A 20,374-nucleotide genomic window follows, 5' to 3' on the forward strand; every position below is an offset into this window, starting at 1 on the left:
ACAGACGTGTCCGCTGGTGATGATCGACCTGTCTGGGCTGTCCGAATGCGCTCCGAACGTGATGCTCGGGGGTGGTCACAAGCCGACGCCGTGCGCGCGATGCGCGGTAAGTCGACGCACAATCTACCCACCGACAGCACACTGCTGCGCAACTGGAGGCGTTGGGAGTCCGGCGAATCCAGACCCGACGATTTCTACGCGCCCATAATCGCGGCGTCATTCGACACCGTCACGGCCGCGTTCTTTCCCAAGGCGCGACCCAATCGCGATGACGAGTTGCTTTCCGCCACCGGGATGGACACGCTCGAATTCATCGGCAGGCTACGGATGTCCGACGTCTCCTCGGCCACCCTGGACGCCATTCGCATCACCGCCGATCGATTGTGTTCGGAGTATCCCTGTTGTGACCCACACGAACTGCACGCCGAGGGCACCGCGTGGCTGCGCCGGATCACCTCGCTGCTGGACGGCAGACTGACCCTGGCCCAGCATCGCGAGGTGCTGGTGCTGGCCGGCTGGGTGGCGCTGCTGGTCGGGTGCGTGGATTACGACCTGGGCTGGCGCACGGCCGCCGAAGCCACTCGGCGCGCGGCGCTCTCGCTGGGCCAGGAGGCCGATCACGCCGAAATCATCGGCTGGGGTGCGGAAATGGCGGCGTGGTTCGCGCTGACCCAGGCCAACTACCGCGGGGCGATCGAAACGGCCGAGGCGGCGCACGCCGGGACCGCGCAGCTGGGGGTCGGGGTGCAGCTGGCCGCGCAGCGCGCCAAGGCGTGGGCGCGGCTGGGTGACCGGCGCGAGGTGGAAGCCGCTCTCGCCCAGGGCCGTTCGATTCTGGACAATATGGACCATCCCACCAATTTGGACAATCATTTCGTGGTCGATCCACAGAAGTTCGACTTCTACGCCATGGACTGCTGCCGGGTGGCCGGGGACGACCGGCTCGCCGAAAGCTATGCGCGTCAGGTCATCCTGTCCTCGACCCGGCCGGACGGGTCGATTCGCAAACCCATGCGGGTGGCCGAGGCGCACCTGACCCTGGCGGTGGTGGCGGTGCGCGACCGCAATCTCGAACTGGCGCTGGACGAGGGCCTGCGGGCCTTCACCGGCAAGCGGCGGTCGCTGCCCTCGCTCATGTGGATCGCCGGGGAGACCGCGCGGGAGATGATCCAGCGCTTCCCGGGTGATCCGCGCACCCGCGCCTACCTCGACCAGTTGCGTTCACTCGCGGCGGGCTGACCCGCCACGGGCGGTATGCCCGTTACGCTCCAATTCATGGACATCAGTCTCTGGACCTGCGCCGTTCGCGGCCACGAGACCTACGCTCCGGACGAGCCCGCGCTCGCCGCGCGGCTGCACGTCGACACCGCCGCCGGCGAGTCGTGGCGGTGCCTGCGCTGCGGCGATTTCGTGCCCGGGCCCGCCCGCGCGCACGGCCCGGCCGAGGACGCGCCCGAGGTGCCGCGCGGACGGCTGCTGCGGGACCGGGTCATCATGCGGCTGCTGGCCGCCGAGCGGGTCCTGCGCGCGCTGGTGCTGATCCTGCTCGGGGCCGGGGTGCTGAAGCTGCGAGGCTCGCAGGACCACTGGCGGGAGATCTGGGATCAGGACCTGCCGCTACTGCGCCAGCTGGCGGACCAAATCGGCTGGGACCCCGATCATTCCAAGATCTTCACCTGGACCGACAAGGCGTTCACACTGTCGCCGACCACGCTGACCTGGCTGGCCGTGGCCATCTTCGCCTACGCCGCAGTCCAACTCGTCGAAGCGACCGGGCTCTGGCTCGTGCAGCGCTGGGGCGAGTACTTCGCCGTCATCGCCACCAGCCTCTTCCTGCCGCTCGAGATCTACGAGCTCACCGAGAAGGTCACCGTGCTGCGGGTGCTGGCGCTGCTGGTGAATCTGGCGGCGATCGTGTGGCTGCTGTGGTCCAAGCGGCTGTTCGGCCTGCACGGCGGCGCGGCCGCCTATTACGCCGAGCACCATACCGAGAGTCTGCTCACAGTCGAGCGCGCGGCCGTCGAGGCGACCTAGCCGGACCGAGCGCTCGCGCGGGCGCGACGCGGGCGCGCCGATACCCGCCGCAATGCCGGACCGGTCGGTGGGCGGTACTACCCTTGCCCCGGTGTACGAGTCCGCTGACGGATTGCTGCCCGGCCCCGAGGGGGTTCGGGCCGAGGAGTTCCCGCACGCCGACCGGCTGCGGCTGTTCTCCTTCGCCACCGCCGAGAAGCGGGGCGACTACCTGTGGGTTCTGCGCGCGTTCGATATCGCCCGGGGTGCGTACGTGGTGCTGCTGCACGCCTCCGACGTCGTGGAGACGCTCGGACGTTGCCCGGGGGCGCCGGAGCTGACGCCCACCGAGGTGGGGCCGCTGCTCGAGCAGCTGCATCAGTGGGGCGTACTGGAGCGTAGTTATGACGGGACGCGGGCAGCGACGCTGGCCGAATACCGGAACCGGCACTTCGTGTATCAGTTCTCCCAGGCGGGATTTCAGGCATTTCGGGCAGTGTCGGAGGTGCTGGAGGCGCGGCTCGACGAAGCCTCGCTGTCGCGGCTCGTGCTGCCGGAACTGCTGGCGGATCTGCACACCCTCGCCGAGGCCAATCGCACCGGGGACTCGCCGCAGGTCTACCGGGTGCTCGCGCGCCTGGACCGCGCGCTGTCGGATCTGGCCGAGCGGGCCGCGCACTTCTATCTGACCCTGGGCGATCTCGTGCGCACCACCGAGGCCACGCCCGAGGCGTTCCTCGCGCACAAGGACGCGCTGCTGGCGCACATGCGCGAGTTCTCCATGGATCTGGCCCGGTTCGCGCCGCGCCTGGCCGCGGCGATTCGCGCGGTCGAGGACACCGGGGTCGACGAGCTCATCGAGCGCGCGGCGCACTGCGACGAACGGGTGCTGCTCAATCGCGCCGAGCGGCAGGAGGATTGGCGCGCCCGCTGGCAGGGCCTGCGCTCCTGGTTCGTGAACGACGCGGGCGAGGGCGGCATCACCGAATGCGATCGGCTGCGCGAGGCCACCATGAGCGCGATCGCCGCGGTGCTGTCGCTGCTGCGCCGGGTCACCGAGACGCGCAAGGGCGGGGTGAGCCGGGAATCGGCGCTGCGGCATCTGGCGGGCTGGTTCACCGCCGCACCCTCCGCCGACGCCGCGCACGCGCTGTTCGACGCGGTCTTCGGGCTGGGCCGGCCCCGGCACCTGGCCATGCAGCATCCCGACGCCGATGTCATTCCGGCCATTCGGTCCTGGTGGGACGCACCGCCTCTGGAGATCGCGCGCACCCTGGCGGAGACCGGCCGCCCGCCCACGCCCGGCGCTCCCGCCCGGCTGCAGCGCAACGACGCGGGCATCCGCCGGCTGCGCCAGACCCAGCTGGACTCCCAGCGCGCACGGGCCCGGGCGGCGGCCTCGCTGGCCGCCTCCGACATCCACGAACGCGAGCTCGACGAGGGTGAGACCGAGGTGCTGCTGCGCCTGCTGGACGCGGCCTCCACCGCCTGGGTTCCGGTCAGCGGAAGGGTGCCGGGCACCACGGGTTCCGACAGCGGGGTGACGCTCACCGTCTCCGAATGCGAGGGCTCGACCGCCGTGCGCACGGCCCGCGGGCTGCTGCACCTGAACAATCGCCGCCTCCAGGTGCGCGACACCGCCGCGCTGCGCAAGGACAAGTCCGGTTCTCCCGCCCGCGCGAAGGCGCCCGGCGGGCCGCGCGAGGGCGGACCGGATGCCGCTGCCGCACAACGGGGTCCGGGTGTCGAGACCGCCACCGGCGGCACATCATCGCCCGGCACGGGCGGCACAGCTCCGGTCGGCACCGGCGGCGCGTCCGCTCTCACCACCGACGGCACATCGTCGGTCGCCACCGGCGGCACATCGCCGGATGCCGGCGGCCACACGGTGGCGACCGACCCTGGCGTCACATCAGCGGTCGGCGACCGGCAGCCGGAGGTCACCGCCGCCGGATCGGATGCCGGGCGCGCGGGTGGCGCGGACGCCGCCGTCGAGCAGGGGGTGCGCTGATGCACGCGCGAGGCATCGATTCGCTGGCGCTGGACGGCTATCAGCGTGCGGCGCGGGTGGTGCTGGCCAATCACCTGATCACCCGGCAGTACCCGGATCGCATTGCGTTGCCGCTGGTCCGGCGGTGGGCGACCGAACTGCGCGAGGATCTCGCCGAGCTGTTCGGGTACCGACTCGAGGTCACCGAGACCACCGCGCGGCTGTTCCCGGTGCTGGATCGGCTGGAGTCCGGGCGGCCGGGGCGGACCACCGCGGATCGGCTCTTCGACCGCCGCCGCTACGCGTATCTGGCGTTGGCGCTGGCCGCGCTCGGGCGAGCCGGGGATCAGATCACGCTGTCGGAGTTGGCCGATCAGGTCGCCTCGTACACCGAGCGGGTGGACGGGCTGGACCTGGCAGCCGACCGCGCCGCGGACCGGGATGCCTTCGTCGACGCCGTGGGCTGGCTGGCCGCGCGCGGCGCGGTGACCCTGGCGGACGGTGACGCCGGGGGCTGGGCGAGCGATCCCGAAGCGGGCGAAGCGCTCTACGACATCGACCGCTCGGTGGTGTTCGCGCTGTTCCGGCCGCCGCGCGCGCTGCAGCATCTGCACAGCGTGACCGGGCTGCTGGGTGAGGAGGCCGGCGGCAAGGACACTCGCTCCCCCGCGCAGTCGCTGGCCGCGCGCAAGGTGCGGCGCGCCCTGGTCGAACAGCCGGTGGTGTACGCCGACGACTTCGCCGAACCGCACCGCACGATGCTCGCCCAGGAGAAGCTCGTCGCCGAGGTGGAGCTGATCACCGGTCTGCGGGCCGAACGGCGCGCGGAGGGCGTCGCGCTCATCGACAGTTCGGGGCGGCTCTCGGACGTGCGGTTCCCCGGCACCGGCACCCTCGCGCAGGTGGCGCTGCTGCTGGCCGGGGAGATCGCGGATCTGGTGCTGGACATCGACAATCCGGTGTTCCGCATGCCCCGGCCCGAACGGCCCCTGACAGATCTGGTGGAACAGCTCGACAGCGCGATCCCCCGTTCCAGCGTCTTCGCTCCCCTCGCCGATCCCGTCGACATCTTCGCCGCGGACGAGGACGCGACCGAACTCGAAGACGTTGCGGAGCCGGAAGTTCCGGAGTTCCCGTTCATCGCGTCCGAATGGATCGGCGACACGGTCCGAATGCTCACCCATCGATACGGCGCGACCTTCGCCGCGCAATGGCAGGCCGACGTGCCGGGCCTCACGGCCGAGGCGGTGAGCCTGCTCGAGCGCCTGCGCCTGGTCGAACCGATCGGCACCGGCCTGCTGGTCCTGCCCGCCCTGGCCCGCTACCGCGGCGCGATAGTCACCATCCGCAGCCGTGCGGAGACCGAACTGTTCAGCTCCGCAACCGAACTCGGCACACCGGCGGCCGGGGAGCCCGTGCGCGACGCGGACGGCGACGACCGGTCCGATAGCGCGGACGGTGACGGAACGTCCTCGGCCAATGCCGCCGACCCGGTCGCGACGGTCGAATCCGCCACCGAAGTGGTCGCTCCCGGCGCAGGGCCGACCGAGCACGACGTCTCCGACCTCAGCGCGGATCGAGACCTGTCCTCCGCAACGGCGCCGCCGGAGGGTGGCGGAGGTGCCGCGGCATCGGCTGGAGACACGGTCGCAACGATCGAATCCGTGGCGGACGCGGTCGAATCCGTGGCCGGGGCGGACGAATCCGCCACTGGAGCTGACGAATCCGTCGCCGGGGACACCGTTCCCGGCGCGGGGCCGACCGAGCACGACGTCTCCGACCTCAGCGCGGTGGGAGACCTGCCGTCCGATGCTGTGGAGCCGGATCCGTCGACCGCCGCGGGACACGGGGAGACCGACCGCCCCGCCGCACGGGCGGATGACCCCTCGACCCGGGACATGTCGGGCGGCACACGGCCGCCGGACGCCGCGGGTCCGAAACCGGCGGCGGGTGACGCCGACCCGGGTGCGGAGCGCGACGGGGACTCGCCACGTGACGAAGCGGGCAGCGGCTCACCGGGTGACCGCGAGCCGGCGGCCGACACGGCGGCGGGTCCGGAGCGGCGGGGCGATATGCAGACGGCAGATTTCATCGAGAAGGGTTCCGGGGACTGATGGCAGAGCTCATTCACGGTGGCGTCCGCTTCGTTCCCACGCGCGCGGGCATCGTCAATCTGTGGGACTACCGCGACCAGGAGTTCTGCTTCGGCGACGGCAGGCTCGTGCTGCGCGGGCCCAACGGCTCGGGTAAGACCAAGGCCCTCGAGGTGCTGTTCCCGTTCGTGCTGGACGGGCGGATCGAGCCGCGCCGGCTCAATCCGTTCGCCGGTGAAGAGCGCACCATGAAGTCGAATCTGCTGTACCGCAAGCAGGAATCGGCGTATTCGTACGTGTGGATGGAGTTCGCGCGCGGCAGCTGGGACGCGCCCGAAGCGGTGACCATCGGCATCGGCATGCGCGCCACCCGCTCCTCGGACAAGGTGACGCGCTGGTACTTCGTCGCCGACGGCCGCGTGGGCGTGGACTTCTCACTGCTGGGCCCGGACGACCGCCCGCTCACCCGCAAGCAGCTGGCCGAGCAGATCGGCGGCGACGCGATCGTGGACCGGCCGGTGGAGTATCGCGCCGCCATCGACGCGCGCATGTTCGGGCTCGGGCAGCAGCGCTACGACCAGCTCATCAATCTCATTCTGACCCTGCGCCGCCCGCAGCTGGCCAAGAACCTCGACCCGCGCGGGCTCTCGCAAGCGCTCACCGACGGTCTGCGCCCGCTGGACGAGCAGATGATCCTGGACGCGGCGCGCTCGTTCAGCGATATGGAAGAGGTCGGGCGGACCCTGGAGGGCCTGGTGCAGGCCGACACCGCCACCCGCGCGTTCGTCGGGGTGTACCGCAAATACCTTGCGGTACAGGCCAAGACCGATGTCGACCAGGTTCGCACGCGGTTGGACGCGGTGACACACGCCGGAACCGCGCTGCACGCGGCCGCGGCGCTGCGCCGGCGTCGCGATGGTGAGCGCGCGGCCGTGGAAACGCGGGCCGAGGACGCCGACCGCGCCTACGAACAGGCGCTCTCCGATCGCGAGACGCTGCAGCGCTCGAGCGCCTACGAGGGCAAACAGCAGCTCGACGACCTCGCCGACGCGGTGCGCCGCCTGGAAGCCTCGTCCGCGGTGCACCACGACAAGTCCCTCAAGGCCCGCCAGACCGTCGATCAGCGCGCCGGGGAGTCCGAGCGCGCCTTGGCCGCCGTGCAGCACGCCGCCGCGGCCCTGGCCCGCGGCGAGGACGAATTGCGCACGGCCGCCGAGGAAGCCGGCATCGCCTGGACCGCGCTGCCCGAACAGGCTCGCGCCGAACACCTCACCACCACGGTCCGCGCGCACGCCGAGGAACGCGACGCCGACGTGCGCGCGGTCCGCCGCGCCCTGACCCTGGTCGAGGCCGCCGCCACCGAACGGACCCGGGCCGAACGAGCCGCCCAGCGCGCCACCGAACTCCGCGAGTCCGCGGCCGTGGACCTCGCCGAAACCGAGGCCGCCGTGGCCCTGACCCGCGCCGACACCGCGACCGCTCTGCGCGATTGGTGGGACAGCCACCGCGAGGTCTACTCCCCCATCCGCGAAGGCCTGTTCGAGTCCCTGGACGAGGCCCTCGCCCAGGCGGGCACCGAGCATTCGGCACGGCCGCCCGCAGCGGCGAAGGGCAAGCGACGCGGACGTGGTGCGTCGGCCGGGGCGACCCCGGCGAGCGGTTCGGGCGGAGCGCTTGGATTCGGCCCCGCGAGCAGTTCGAGCGGCGCGCTTGGATCCGGCCCCGCGAGCAGTTCGAGCGGCGCGCTTGGATCCGGCCCCGCGAGCAGTTCCGGCGGCGCGCTCGGAACCAGTTCCGTGAGCGGTTCGGGCGGCGCGCTCGGAACGGGCCCGGCGAGCAGTTCCGGCGCGGACCGCGCTGGCGACGCGGGTGGTTCCGGCACGGGCTCCCCCGTGACCCCGGGCGATTCCGCGACCACCCCGGCCCGAAACACCTTGGCGGCAGCGCTTTCCGACGAGCCATCGGTCGCGCTCACGCCGGCCGAAGTGCTCGCCGAGCGCTCGGAGCCGCTCACCGAGGAGATCCGGACCCGCCGCCAGGAGGCCCGCGCCCACGCGGCCCAGGCCACCGCGCGCGCCGCCGAGTTGCGCGCCGAACGCGAGCAGGTCGCGGCCGAACGGGACGACGCCCCACCGGCTTTCCACGCTCGAGCCGATCGCAACCGGCTCGGAACGCCGCACGCCGGGACATCCGGTACGCCGGGCGCCGCACGCGCTGCGAGTCGCACGCGGGGCGCGGCCGAGAGCACGGTCGACGAGATCGCCGGTGCGAATGACGCGGCAGGCGCGCAGGTCTCGAACGGTCCCGCAGGGAGCACGACCGCATCGGCCGCGAGCGCAGCCGGTGCGGATGGCGCGGCGCGCGCGCAGGTCTCGAATGATTCGCCAGGTGGCGCGACCGCCTCGGCCGCACCCGCGGGCGCACCGCTGTGGCGGCTCGTGCGGTTCGCCGATTCGGTAGAGCCCGGTGCCGCCGCGGGGATCGAGGCCGCGTTGCAGGCGGCGAACCTGTTGGACGGGTGGGTGTGCGCGGGGGCGGATCTGCCCGAGCATGCCTCCGATCAGTTCCTGGTGCCCCTGCCGGCGAGGCAGCGGCCCACCGGGCGCACGCTCGCCGACGTGCTCGTCGTCGAGGAGGACTCCGGTGACCTGGCGGTGCCGCGCGAGCGCGTCGCCGATGTGCTGGCCTCGATCGCGCTGTACGAGGAGACGACCGCGCGGGTCGCGACCGCCACCACCGCCGTCGGCGCGGACGGGCAGCTGACCGTCGGCACCGACGGCCGGTTCCGGCAGGGGGTGCAGGTCGGGCGGCACGCCAAGGGTGATGCCGAGTTCATCGGCAGCACCGCGCGCGCCCGGCGCCGGGAACTGCGCCTGGCCGAGCTTGCCGCAGCCATCGAGACCGCCGAGACCGAGGCCCGGGACGCGAAGGCCGCCGAACAGGCCGCCACCGAGGAACTGGGACGGGTGTCCGCGGCGTCGAAGGCGTTGCCGCGCACCACCGCTGTCACCGCCGCCCTGCGCGCGGTCTCGGAGGCCGCGGGCATGCTGCGATCGCGATCCGAGGCCGCCGCGCAGGCCGAGCGCGACATCGACCAGGCCGTGAACGAGTACGCCGCCGCCGACAAGAAGGTGCGCGCGATCGCGGCCGAGCACCGGGTCCCGCGCGAACCCGCCGAACTCGACGCGCTCGCCGCGGCGGTCCGGCACTTCGAGAACGCGGGCACCGCGCTGCTGCGCCTGCGCGGGGATCACGCCCGCGAGCACGAGCGCTCCCGCGAGACCTCCGACCGGCTCGACGAGGCCACCGATCTCGCCGAGGCGTTCGCCGAGGAGGCCGAGGCCGCGCGCTCGGGCTACGAGGAGCAGCTGCGCAAGCTCGAGACCCTGCGCGAGGCCCTGGGAGCAGGGGCAGCGGACATCGATCGCGAACTCGAGGCCGCCCGCGAACGCATCGACGCGGCTCGGGCCGAACAGAAGTCGGCGCGCAAGGCCGCGCACGAGGCCATCGAGGCGGTCGGCACCGCCGAGGGCGCGCACCGGGCCGCGCACGAGACCCTGCGGACCGCCCTCACCGAATTGCTCGCCGACGTCCGGCATCTGGCCCCCTACGCGCGCCCGGATCTGCTCAGCCTGCTCGGCGCACCCGTCGAGAACCGCTGGCCCGCCAGCGATGCCGCCTGGTCCACCCCAGAGCAGCTGCTGTACCGCATCGAGAACGGCGACCCCGAACAGGACATGCGGGTGCTGCCGGAGGAGGTCGCGACCCTGTTCGAGAACCTCGCCGCCGCAACCGCTTCGGTGCGCGCGGGCGAGGCGACCCGAAAGTCCACCCGCAGCGCGGTCACCGCCGCACTGCAGGAGTTCGACGCCGCGCTCACCGCCGCCCGCCAGGACTACCGCCTGCACTGGGACGCCGCCGACGGCCTGACCGTGGTGCAGGTCCACGACGATCACGGCCTGTCCGCGCTCGCCGATTTCGCCGAGCGCATCGGCGGGGCGCGCAAGGATCAGGAACTGCTGCTCACCGACTCCGAACGCCGCATCCTCGAGGACGCGCTGCTGACCGGACTCGCGCAGCAGATTCACGAACGCACCAGCGACGCCCGCGATCTCATCACCCGCATGGGCACCGAGATGAAGCAGCGGCGCATGTCCTCGGGCAACACGATCGGCGTGCACTGGGTGCTGGCGGACAATCTCTCCGAACCCGCCCGCGCGGTGTGCAAGCTCCTGGACCGCGACTCCTCGGAACTGGTGCCCGACGATCTGGCCACCATTCGCTCGCACTTCGCGGCCGAGATCCGCTCGGCGCGCGCCGCGCACCCCGAGCGTTCGTTCCCCGAGATCCTGGCCGCGACACTGGATTACCGCGCGTGGCGGGTGTTCTCCTTCACCATCATCACCTCCGACGGCACCGAGGACCGGCTCACCGTGGCCCGGCACAGCGCGCTCTCGGGCGGTGAGCAGTCGGTCTCGCTGCACCTGCCGCTGTTCGCGGCCGCGCACGTCATGCTGGATTCGGCCGACCCGCAGGCCCCGCGCCTGCTGGCGCTGGACGAAGCCTTCGCCGGCGTCGACGACAACGGTAAGAGCGAACTGCTGGGCCTGTCCGTGCAATTCGATCTGGACCTGTTCATGACCGGCTACGACCTCTGGATCACCTACGCGCACGTGCCCGGCTGCGCGCACTACGATCTGGCGCACTCGGCGGCGGAGAACACCGTCAGCGCGACGCTGCTGGTGTGGGACAGCGCCGATCTGCTGGCCGAGCACGACGGCTCGGACCTGACCACGGCGCTGGGCTCCCCTAATCGGCGACGGCTCCCGCACGCGGTGGAGGGTGCGGTAGCGCTGCTCTGAGTCCTGCTCGTGCACCGGACATTCGGGAAGTTCGATCGAATTGTCCGGTGCACAACAAGCCGCACCGGTGCGGCCCGCCAGTCGCGCCCCGCCGATATGCCCGGAATCGCGCCCGCGGCCCCTGCCCGAAACGCGTACCGAAGGCACCCGATTCGGGTGGCAGCCGACGGCAGCACATTCACTACGCTACGAAACGCGGCGTCGAGTGAGCCCGCGCACACGGTCCCGGCGATTGGTTCCGAACGCCCGGTTCGATGCGCGATGCCGGATTCGCCGCCGCCCGACGCGCACCGCCACCCGGCCGCGCGACCGATCCATGCCCGTTCCGCATCACCGAATCTCGCGAATCCGTCAGCGGGACAGTACCGATCACCCACCTTGACACCCGGGCCGATACCACCCGGTAAACGTCCCGGGCAAGATCGGATTGCGCGTGTCGCGGCGCGGCGCGCCGTAAGGATTGGTGCATCGGCAAATCAACAGTTTCGCCGAGAGGCAGTTATCGACTAGAAATGTTTTCCGTGCCGATCCCTTTCGAGTTCACCGCTCGCCCATCGAACTTCCCCGGACAGGGGTCCTGATGACTCTCGAACATCCGCCCGAGGACGACGTCTCCCAGCTGGCGCGGCGGGTCGAGAAGGCCCGCGGCCGGCTGGTCTACCAGTTCGATCCCGCCCTCACCGAAGCGCTCTCGGAAAACGAGCTGCAAGCCGAACGCGAGCTGGCCGAGCGCATCCGCGACGAGGATCGCTCGCAGCGCTGGAAGCAAGCCGAGGCGGCGGCCGCCACGGCCGACCGCACGCGGCAGACCACCCAAGAGATTGAGAAGGCCGACATTCGGGACCTCTTGCTCGCTCGCAAGGCGATCGCCGCGCAGCGGCGTGAGTCCAGCCCGCACGCCAAACTGGCGTCGCTGTACAAGCATCGGGCCTGGTCGCTGCGCGCGCTGGCCGGTGTCGTCGCGGCCGGCATGCTCTGGTCCGCGGTCAACGTGCAGCACAACATCGCGCCCGGCGGCCCCAGCGATCCGCTGTTCTGGTTCAGCTACCTGCTCGAAGGCATGATCAGCGTCTGCCTCGTGATCATCATGATCGGCACCAACAAGGTCGCCGAGTGGGGCGTGCTGGACAGCACCAAGCAGGTCGTCGCGGCCGAGATGGCCCTGCTGGGCCTGACGGTCACGCTGAACACCTACCCGTACCTGAAGTCGGGTAGCTGGTACGACGTCGCCGTGCACGCCATCGCGCCCATCATGATCGGTGTCGCGCTGCTGATCCACAACGCCGCGAGCGCCCGGTACGGCCTGGCCATCGTGCGTGCCACCGATCAGATCCGGGATCTGCCGGACCCGGCCGAGCAGATGCGGCGCACGCTGCCGACCGTGGTCAGCTGGCCGACCCGCAATCCCGCGCCGAGCCCGGGCATGGCTCCGGCCACGCCCGCGCTGACCGCGGGCCAGCCGCACGTGGAGTCCGAGCAGATTCGCGACATGGGCAACGCCCAGGTGGTGGACAGCGCCGAGGCCGTCAAGCCGAAGGCGAAGCCCAAGGAGGCCCCGCGCGCGCCCGAACGCGAGGAGCGCACCTCGGCCACCACGAAGTCCCGCAAGATGCTCGAAGCCGAGTCCTCGCTCAGTGACGGCGCCGACCCGGTGCCCCCGCTGAACGTGTACGACACCGGCCAGTTCCGGATCGCCGAGACCCTGGAACAGGAACTCGCCGAACTGCAGGCCGCGCGCCGTCGCGCCCGGGCCGCCGCGCGTGCCCGCAACGGTGGCTCCGGCGGATTCGACGACTGATCCGGCCGAGCGCCCCCGCGCTCGCGACCAACCCTGCGCGACAACTCCTTCGAGTCGTCCCGCCCCCGGCGTACCCACTCGCACCGGGTGCACGAGTCCGGCTCACCCGGCGATAATCAGCTGATCGCCGGGTGAGAACGCCGCCCACGGGCTGCCCACTCCGGGCGCGGTCGCCAGTGATCGGCGCTGGACCTCGCACACGAATCACCGTGCCCACACGCGATTCGGGCCGTGGCCGGTCGCGTCCGTGCCCGCGGCCTAACTGGCCCCGGCGGCCCGCAGACCCGAGAAGTCGCGCCGCACCGCGTGATTGCGGTCGGCGCAGCTGCCGAGCGCGTGATCCGGGTGCAGGCCGAGGTACTGGCGGCGGGTGCGGGTGCTCCAGCGCCGTGCGGGTTCGGACCGCGTCTTGTAGAAGTTCGCGAGGTAGCCGCCCTCGTAGACGCGCAGCAGCGTGTAGCCGCCCGGATACTCCTTGGCCGCCGCCACTTCCAGGAATTCCACGCCGACGCCGATATCGGGCCGGGTCACCCGATTTCGATGCGTGTGCCCGCTGTGATGCAGGAAGACGCCCGGCGCCGATCGGTAGATGCCGTGTAATGCGGCCGCATTCGCCCTGTCGAGCACGAAACCCGGTCCGCCGGGGTTGCTTACCGCCGCGTGCCTCGTGACCGGATGGTGACCGAATACGAGCGTCGGGCGGTCGGGGTCGCCGCGCAGCAGCTCGCGCAGGCGCTCGACCTGGGTCCCGCCGAGGGTGCCGCCGGAGCCCGCGAGCCGGGTGGTGTCCAGTGCGATCAGGCGCAATCCGCCCACCGAGTACTCGATCAACCGCTGATGCGGATGGAAGATCGAGCCCCAGTGGTCGGGTTCGCCTTTGGGCGGCATGTCGTGATTGCCGCGGCAGACGAAGTACTCCCGGCCCAGCGCGCCCCAATCGTCCAGGCGCGCACGCACGGCCAGGGTCTGATCGAGGGTTCCGGTGTCGGTCAGATCGCCCGCGACGATCAACTGGTCGGCACGCCGATTCGGAGCCGCGAGTTCGTCCAGGGCCGCGCCCAGCATGAATTCCGGGTACTGCTCGCCGCGTTCGCCCTCGAGCAGCCCGGGCACCAGTTGCCCGCTGCGGTCCTCGCCGTAGTGCAGGTCGTTCAGCAGGGCGAGGGTGCGCAGCAGCCGGCCCGGGGGCGGGGTGAGCGTGGTGAAAATCCCGGTGGATTCCGGTGTTCCGGCGCGGCGCGTGACCAGCGTGCGGGCGGGGTGGGCGCGACCGCCGTCGGAATAGGCTTCGAAGCGGTAGGCGCGGCCCGGTTCCAGGCCGTGGATCTCCGCGTAGTGGTAGGGGGTGCGCTCGGCGTCGAACAGCCGCACCGGCACGGGTTCGCGGCTGTCCCCCGGTCCGATCCGCACCTCGGTGTCGGCCGGTTCTGGCCGCCAGCTCCCCCGGCGATCGCGAGCGCGCGTTGTCCAGGTCAGGATCACCGAGGTGTCGGTGACGGTGACGACCTCCAGGTCCGAGGCCACCACCGAATTGCCGGTCGCCCGAACGGCATTCGCGGCCGACGGCCGGGGCACGCGCACGGCCACCGCCGCCGCGCCGGTGGCGGCGCCCGCCAGCCATCCGGTCCGAAGTCGAGGATCCAGCATGGGGGCCTCCGTCCGCAGGGTCACCGCACACCGGTGACGCTACGGCCGCCCGTTGAACAGCGGCCGCCCTGCGGCTGACCGATCGGCTTCGCGCAGAAGGATTTTGCCCGCGACGCGTGGCGCCCCGCACCGATCGCTCACACGTTGCCGCGGCACAGCACGCGCCCCACGGGCACAGCCGCATCCCTTACGCGGCAACCTGTTCGACCGGCGCGGCGCTCAGCGGCCGGGCGGCTGGTCGGCGGGCACCACGACCGCCGGCCGCGGCTGGGCCGGGGTGCCCGAATGCTGGGCGTAGCCGAGCCAGCCGGTGCCGACGAACACCGCGAGAAGAATCGCGGTGGGCAGTTCCAGGATCAGCCAGCCGGGGGTGAGCACGGCGTCCAGCCCGGTGCGCGGCGGTGCTTTTCTGGGGGCGACACGCGAGATGCGAACGGGAGGGCGCTGCCGGCCCATGGAGCCGAATGCCGTTCGTGTGCGTTGCCTGCCCACCCATGCCTCCGTAGCTAGATATGTGCCGAACCCAGAATGCCGAACTCGGAGCGTGCGCACAGCGGCGAATGACCGGACACCAGAGTGTCCGGTCGGATTTGTTCGCTGCTAGCGCGCGCTCGCGTCCGGTAGTCGCGGCGGGCAGGGGTGATTCGGCAGCGTCTCCAGCTCGAAGTGCCAGTACTCGTTCTCGTAGGAGCGGCACAGCCCCCAGCGATTGCCGTTGGCCTCGAGCCACTGCGCGCCCTCGAGCGGGCCGACGTCGATCGCGTCGCCGGACACGTGGGTGGACTCCTCCGGGGGCAGCACCCAGCGGCGGGCGGCGTCGGGGCTGCCGTAGGTGGCGATGCCGTCCTGCCACAGCGCGTCCTGCTCGCCGTAGGTGCGGTGCCCGGAGGTGATCGAGAGTGGAACACCGGCCGCGTGCGCTTCCGCCGCCGCGGCCCAATAGGCCGCCGCCAGTAGCGGATTCAGGCCGTCGGCGTCATCGGCGATGGCCGTGGCCGCGGGTACGGCGTTCCCGGGCGCCTCGGTGTGCCCCGGCAGGACGGGGGCGGCGTGCGGGCGGGGCGCGGCGCCCGCGGGGGCGGGCAGTACGCCGCCCACCACGCCGGCGCCGGCCAATGCGGCTATCGCGGCATACCGCCGGACGGTCGAGACATTCCGTCGTGCGGTCGAACCCCGCACGTCGTCGCGGCCGTACGCCCGCATCGAATCAGCTCCTTCGCTCAGACTCGTTCCTTGGACCGCTCGCGCACTCGCAGCGCGATCGGCTTCGAGGTTTCGGCGAAGAAGTCGTTGCCTTTGTCATCCACGACGATGAAGGCCGGGAAGTCCTCGACCTCGATCTTCCACACCGCCTCCATGCCGAGTTCAGGGTATTCGAGAACCTCGACGGATTTGATGCAATCGAGCGCGAGCCGCGCGGCGGGTCCGCCGATCGAGCCGAGGTAGAAGCCGCCGTGCGCGTTGCACGCCTTGGTGACCTGGGCCGAGCGATTGCCCTTGGCGAGCATGACGTGCGAGCCGCCCGCGGCCTGGAACTGGTCGACGTAGGAGTCCATGCGGCCCGCGGTGGTGGGGCCGAACGAGCCCGAGGCGTAGCCGTCCGGGGTTTTGGCCGGACCGGCGTAGTAGACGGCCATGTCGCGCATGTACTGCGGCATGGGCTCGCCCGCGTCCAGCCGCTCCTTGATCTTGGCGTGCGCGATGTCGCGCGCCACGACCAACGGGCCGGTCAGCGAAAGCCGGGTCTTCACCGGGTATTTGGAGAGTTCGGCGCGGATCTCGTCCATCGGCCGGTTCAGGTCGATGCGGACCACGTCGCCGCCCAGGATGGCGTCGGTCTGCTCCGGAAGGTACTGCGCCGGTTCACGTTCGAGCTGCTCGAGGAACACGCCCTCGGCGGTGATCTTGGCGCGGGCCTGGCGGTCGGCCGAGCAGGAGACCGCGATGGCGACCGGGAGCGAGGCGCCGTGCCGGGGCAGGCGGATCACGCGCACGTCGTGGCAGAAGTACTTGCCGCCGAACTGCGCGCCGATGCCGAAGGACTGGGTGAGCTTGAAGACCTGCTCCTCGAGCTCGAGGTCGCGGAAGCCGTGCGCGGCCATCGATCCCTCGGTCGGCATGTTGTCCAGGTAGTGCGCCGAGGCGTACTTGGCCGTCTTCAAGGCGAATTCGGCGCTGGTGCCGCCGATGACGACCGCCAGGTGGTACGGCGGGCAGGCCGCGGTGCCGAGCGAGCGGATCTTCTCGTCCAGGAACTCGAGCATGCGGTCCGGGTTCAGGATGGCCTTGGTCTCCTGGAACAGGAACGACTTGTTGGCCGAACCGCCGCCCTTGGCCATGAACAGGAACTTGTAGGCCGGGGACGCGGGATTGCCCTGCTCGGAATACAACTCGACCTGCGCGGGCAGATTCTGACCGGTGTTCTTCTCGTCCCACATGGTGATCGGGGCGAGCTGGGAGTAGCGCAGGTTCAGCTTGGTGTAGGCGTCGAACACACCGCGCGAAATCCATTCCGCGTCATCGGCTCCGGTGAGCACGCCCTCGGACTTCTTGCCCATCACGATCGCGGTGCCGGTGTCCTGGCACATGGGCAGGATGCCGCCCGCGGAGATGTTGACGTTCTTGAGCAGGTCCAGGGCCACGAACCGGTCGTTGCCGCTGGCCTCGGGATCGTCGATGATCTTGCGCAGCTGCTTCAGGTGATCGGGCCGCAGGAAGTGGCTGATGTCGTGCATGGCCTCGGCGGTCAGCATGCGCAGCACCTCGGGCTCGACCTGCAGGAAGCTGCGCCCGCCCGCCTCGAACGTGCTGACACCCTCGGTGGTCAGCAACCGGTACGGGGTCTCGTCGGCACCGATAGGCAGCAGATCCGAGTACAGGAAGTCAGGCGCGGTCACGAATCGCACTCCTCGAGCAGGGCTGGGGCTGTTCAGCCAACGGTTCAAGCAGAAAGACTGTAACCACCGCCGCCCCTGCCCCCGAGCAAAGGCAAGCCTTACCGCACGGTTCAGGACCCCTCACGACGTGCGATCCACCGCGCTGTGAAGTCATATGCAATTGCATCTGCACGGACAATTGCCCTGGAAAGTGACACGCGACACATGGAACACTCGGGCAGGTGCCTCATACACAGGACACGCGCAGCCGCCGAACCAGACATCCCGGGCCGGCGCGAAACCTAACCGGCCCACCGGCTTTGCTCGTACTACTGGGAATCCAGCTACGCCGACTACGCGACGGATGCGGTCTCACCCAGCAGCAGGTCGCGGCGGCCATCCACTTCGACGCATCCAAGATCAGCCGACTCGAATCCGGCGGCTATCGGCACGTTCCCATCGAGACCGTCCGCGCACTGCTGCGGCTGTACGGGATTCCGGACTCCGCGCAGGCGCGGTACCTGGCCTGCGGCTATGGCGACCGCAGCGATGTAGACCACACCCTGCGACTGGATCTGCTGATGGATCTGGAACCGGTGGCCAAGATCCTGCAGTACGAACAGGCGCTGGTTCCCGTGCTCGCCCAGACGCCCCGATACGCCCGCGCCGCACTCAAATCCGCCCATCCCGATCACGCCCGGCACGAGATCGATCGAATGCTCGCCCAGCGCATGCGGTCGCAACTGACGCTGGGGCGCTCGAATCCCCCGCACGTGTGGATGATCGTCGAGAACGCGGCGTTCCACCGCCCGCTCGGCGGCGAGGCCGTCTGGGCCGAGCAGGTCGAGCACCTCCTGGGCCTGGCGCAGCGCCCGCACATCACGCTGCAGATCATCGAGGATCACGCCTGCGGGCCGGCGTTCGTGCGAAACCCCTTCACCTGCTTGCGCTTTGCCGACGCCACGGTTCCCGATCTGCTCTGCCAGCCCGAACTGGCCGACACCCGGTTCTCGGTCGTCCCGCACGAGACCGAGCGCTATCGCCAGTTCCATGTGTTCCTGGCCGGGCAGGCGGCGAGCAGCGGGCACACCATCGATCTGCTGAACGAACTGGCGGGCTGAGTGGTGCGGCGGATACCGGTGCGAACCGAATGTCCGATCGGCGAAAGCAGCGAACCCGTGCGACCGGCCGGCGGGACCACCGCGGCGACCGCGACACCGCGTGCCGATCGACGTCCCGGCGCCGCTGATCATGGCGACCGCCCCGGTCACCCTCGTCATCCCCGGCCGCGCCGAGGTCGCGGTGGGCGCCGCCCCGGGCGCGCGGAGCGCGGGCGCGCTGCACACTTGCTTCGGTTCGCACAAGCGGTGAACTGCGTATTCGCGCCCGGACTTGTGTGAATCGGCAACGAGTTGTGTGTGTCGGCACAGGTTGCACCTTCAAGTCGGGGGGTGGTTACCTGTGATGATGCGCTTATCGGCGGCGGGGAGGACTTAGCATGAGTGCAGAACCCGGGAGTGGAACCGTGACCGAACCCCGTTGGCTCGACGACGTCGAGACGCGCGCATGGCTGGGATTCGTGTTCACCCGCGACCTCATCGCCGCCGCGGTCGGACGTGATTCCCTGCGGGAATCCAACCTGACCTACGTCGAATACACGGTCCTCGCCCGGCTCGCCGACGCCACCGACCACCGGCGCAGCTTCGCGGAACTGGCCGCGGTGCTCGAATGGTCGCAGAGCCGGCTCTCGCATCAGATCACCCGGATGGAGAAGCGCGGGCTGGTCGCGCGCGAGGCCGTGCCGGACGACGCCCGGCGCACCGCGGCGGTGCTGACCGCCAAGGGCGAGCAGGTCTTGGCGGGCGCAGCGCCCGCGCACGTGGAGAGCGTGCGCCGGCACATGATCGACGTGCTGGACAGCGGACAACTCACCGCACTCGCCGATATCTACGACACCCTGCTGGCCCATCACCGCCGACCGGCCACCCGGAACCCGTCCTGAACCGCGTTTCGATGCCGAAAAAGGTGCTGACCGGCGTTTGGTTTGGCACACGCCGGGTAGTGGGTAAGACTAGGCTCGGCACCGGCTTCCGACCGCGGTCGGCACCGGCGTACGGTCGGCAAATCGGCCGGCGCTGTGCTGGTTGAAGATGAGCGAGCACCCGACCTGGCCTTAGCGAAAGGGGCAGGAATTTCCATGTCCGACGTGTCCATCGGCCTTCCGGCGGATTCACAATCCGCCGGTTCTGTCGACAATCTGCTCCCGCAGCTGGTCGAGCATCTGCGGCAGAACCGCACCGAGCTGCGCGAGGAGTGGGCCCGTCGCATCACCGATGCCCAGCTGCTGACCGCGATGACCCCGGAGGAGATCTTCTCCGAGGCGACCTCGGTCTACGACAACTACGTCGAGGTGCTCGAAACCGGTAGCGTCGAAGCGCTGCAGACCTACGCGCGCGACCTGTCCGAACGAATCATTCCGCGAGGCGTCGAGACCGACGAGGTCGTCGGCATCGTGCTCCTGCTGCGAGATGTGCTGGCCCGCAGCCTCTTCGAGAAGTACCAGAGCGACTTCGAGCTGCTCAAGCGAGTATTGGACGCGTACGAGCCGGCCGCCAACCGCATCGCCAACACCGTATCGGTGTCCTTCGTGCAGGAGCGCGAGCGCGTTATCCGCCAGCAGCAGGAAGCCATTCGCGAACTCTCCACCCCGGTGCTCCAGGTGCGCGAGCAGCTGCTGATTCTGCCCATCATCGGCGTCCTGGACTCCCAGCGCGCCCGGCAGCTCACCGAACAGCTGCTGCGCGCCATCCGCGCCAACCGCGCCAAGGTCGTCGTCATCGACATCACCGGTGTGCCGGCGATCGACTCCACCGTGGCCAACCACCTCGTGCAGACCGTCGACGCGTCCGGCCTCATGGGCGCCAATGTCATCATTACCGGCCTGTCGTCGGAGATCGCGCTCACACTGGTGACCATCGGCCTGGATCTGTCGAAGATGAACGCCGTCGGCGACCTTCAGGGCGGTATCGAAGAGGCGGAGCGACTCCTGGGTTACGAGGTGTCGCGAGTTCCCGCCGATCGCGACGGACGGTAAA

13 protein-coding genes and 1 pseudogene are annotated in these 20,374 nt (G+C 70.5%); 10 read left to right on the top strand and 4 right to left on the bottom strand.

Annotated elements, in window-relative coordinates:
- The first annotated feature begins 45 nt into the window (after nucleotides 1–45).
- From ACFVBH_RS20495 to ACFVBH_RS20520, 6 genes and pseudogenes are all read left to right on the top strand, one after another.
- The gene (locus tag ACFVBH_RS20495; protein ID WP_354987674.1) at nucleotides 46–1,239 is read left to right on the top strand and encodes an XRE family transcriptional regulator; all 1,194 of its coding nucleotides are present in this window, start codon (nucleotides 46–48) and stop codon (nucleotides 1,237–1,239) included.
- A 36-nt stretch (nucleotides 1,240–1,275) separates the two neighbouring features.
- Nucleotides 1,276–2,034, top strand: a complete 759-nt coding sequence (locus tag ACFVBH_RS20500) for a DUF2127 domain-containing protein (protein WP_379003438.1) — start codon at nucleotides 1,276–1,278, stop codon at nucleotides 2,032–2,034.
- Between the two features lie 52 nt (nucleotides 2,035–2,086).
- Complete coding sequence (locus tag ACFVBH_RS20505) at nucleotides 2,087–4,024, top strand: TIGR02677 family protein (RefSeq protein WP_379003440.1); 1,938 nt, start codon at nucleotides 2,087–2,089, stop codon at nucleotides 4,022–4,024.
- Nucleotides 4,024–5,385 (top strand): annotated as a pseudogene (locus tag ACFVBH_RS20510) (TIGR02678 family protein); the annotation flags it as partial. The gene ACFVBH_RS20505 and the pseudogene ACFVBH_RS20510, both read left to right, overlap by 1 nt.
- Before the next feature lie 731 nt (nucleotides 5,386–6,116).
- Nucleotides 6,117–10,958, top strand: coding sequence for an SbcC/MukB-like Walker B domain-containing protein (locus ACFVBH_RS20515; protein WP_379003443.1), 4,842 nt, complete (start codon nucleotides 6,117–6,119; stop codon nucleotides 10,956–10,958).
- 580 nt (nucleotides 10,959–11,538) lie between these two features.
- On the top strand, nucleotides 11,539–12,756 hold the full coding sequence (locus ACFVBH_RS20520) for a hypothetical protein (RefSeq protein ID WP_354987677.1): 1,218 nt from the start codon (nucleotides 11,539–11,541) through the stop codon (nucleotides 12,754–12,756).
- A 258-nt stretch (nucleotides 12,757–13,014) separates the two neighbouring features.
- On the opposite strand, the gene ACFVBH_RS20525 is transcribed toward ACFVBH_RS20520, so the two are convergent.
- The 4 genes from ACFVBH_RS20525 to ACFVBH_RS20540 all read right to left on the bottom strand — a co-directional run bounded on the left by ACFVBH_RS20525 (nucleotide 13,015) and on the right by ACFVBH_RS20540 (nucleotide 17,300).
- The gene (locus ACFVBH_RS20525; protein WP_379003446.1) at nucleotides 13,015–14,403 is read right to left on the bottom strand and encodes a metallophosphoesterase; all 1,389 of its coding nucleotides are present in this window, start codon (nucleotides 14,401–14,403) and stop codon (nucleotides 13,015–13,017) included.
- A 219-nt stretch (nucleotides 14,404–14,622) separates the two neighbouring features.
- Nucleotides 14,623–14,895, bottom strand: a complete 273-nt coding sequence (locus ACFVBH_RS20530; RefSeq protein WP_379003448.1) for a hypothetical protein — start codon at nucleotides 14,893–14,895, stop codon at nucleotides 14,623–14,625.
- Nucleotides 14,896–15,003: 108 nt separating this feature from the next.
- Nucleotides 15,004–15,606, bottom strand: a complete 603-nt coding sequence (locus ACFVBH_RS20535; protein WP_354987680.1) for a M15 family metallopeptidase — start codon at nucleotides 15,604–15,606, stop codon at nucleotides 15,004–15,006.
- Nucleotides 15,607–15,623: 17 nt separating this feature from the next.
- The gene (locus ACFVBH_RS20540) at nucleotides 15,624–17,300 is read right to left on the bottom strand and encodes a fumarate hydratase (protein WP_354987681.1); all 1,677 of its coding nucleotides are present in this window, start codon (nucleotides 17,298–17,300) and stop codon (nucleotides 15,624–15,626) included.
- 299 nt (nucleotides 17,301–17,599) lie between these two features.
- Between ACFVBH_RS20540 and ACFVBH_RS20545 the strand changes: the two genes are divergently transcribed.
- The 4 genes from ACFVBH_RS20545 to ACFVBH_RS20560 all read left to right on the top strand — a co-directional run bounded on the left by ACFVBH_RS20545 (nucleotide 17,600) and on the right by ACFVBH_RS20560 (nucleotide 20,373).
- Nucleotides 17,600–18,400 carry a helix-turn-helix transcriptional regulator gene (locus ACFVBH_RS20545; RefSeq protein ID WP_354987682.1) on the top strand — a complete coding sequence of 267 codons (801 nt, stop codon included), beginning with the start codon at nucleotides 17,600–17,602 and terminating at the stop codon, nucleotides 18,398–18,400.
- A gap of 100 nt (nucleotides 18,401–18,500) precedes the next feature.
- Nucleotides 18,501–18,650, top strand: coding sequence for a hypothetical protein (locus tag ACFVBH_RS20550; protein ID WP_379003451.1), 150 nt, complete (start codon nucleotides 18,501–18,503; stop codon nucleotides 18,648–18,650).
- A gap of 154 nt (nucleotides 18,651–18,804) precedes the next feature.
- Entirely contained in the window at nucleotides 18,805–19,281 is a 477-nt protein-coding gene (locus ACFVBH_RS20555) for a MarR family winged helix-turn-helix transcriptional regulator (RefSeq protein ID WP_354987684.1), read from the top strand.
- Nucleotides 19,282–19,476: 195 nt separating this feature from the next.
- Nucleotides 19,477–20,373, top strand: coding sequence for an STAS domain-containing protein (locus ACFVBH_RS20560; protein WP_354987685.1), 897 nt, complete (start codon nucleotides 19,477–19,479; stop codon nucleotides 20,371–20,373).
- The last annotated feature ends 1 nt before the right edge of the window (nucleotide 20,374 follow it).

Source organism: Nocardia sp. NPDC057668 (assembly GCF_042799795.1).
Lineage (GTDB): Bacteria > Actinomycetota > Actinomycetes > Mycobacteriales > Mycobacteriaceae > Nocardia.

What these genes read in the sequence shown, in the direction of transcription:
- ACFVBH_RS20520 (WP_354987677.1), top strand. Translation starts at nt 11,539, where the DNA reads ATGACTCTCGAACATCCGCCCGAGGACGACGTCTCCCAGCTGGCGCGG.
- ACFVBH_RS20560 (WP_354987685.1), top strand. Translation starts at nt 19,477, where the DNA reads ATGTCCGACGTGTCCATCGGCCTTCCGGCGGATTCACAATCCGCCGGT.
- ACFVBH_RS20515 (WP_379003443.1), top strand. Translation starts at nt 6,117, where the DNA reads ATGGCAGAGCTCATTCACGGTGGCGTCCGCTTCGTTCCCACGCGCGCG.
- ACFVBH_RS20535 (WP_354987680.1), bottom strand. Translation starts at nt 15,606, where the DNA reads ATGCGGGCGTACGGCCGCGACGACGTGCGGGGTTCGACCGCACGACGG.
- ACFVBH_RS20525 (WP_379003446.1), bottom strand. Translation starts at nt 14,403, where the DNA reads ATGCTGGATCCTCGACTTCGGACCGGATGGCTGGCGGGCGCCGCCACC.
- ACFVBH_RS20505 (WP_379003440.1), top strand. Translation starts at nt 2,087, where the DNA reads ATGCCGGACCGGTCGGTGGGCGGTACTACCCTTGCCCCGGTGTACGAG.
- ACFVBH_RS20500 (WP_379003438.1), top strand. Translation starts at nt 1,276, where the DNA reads ATGGACATCAGTCTCTGGACCTGCGCCGTTCGCGGCCACGAGACCTAC.
- ACFVBH_RS20495 (WP_354987674.1), top strand. Translation starts at nt 46, where the DNA reads ATGCGCTCCGAACGTGATGCTCGGGGGTGGTCACAAGCCGACGCCGTG.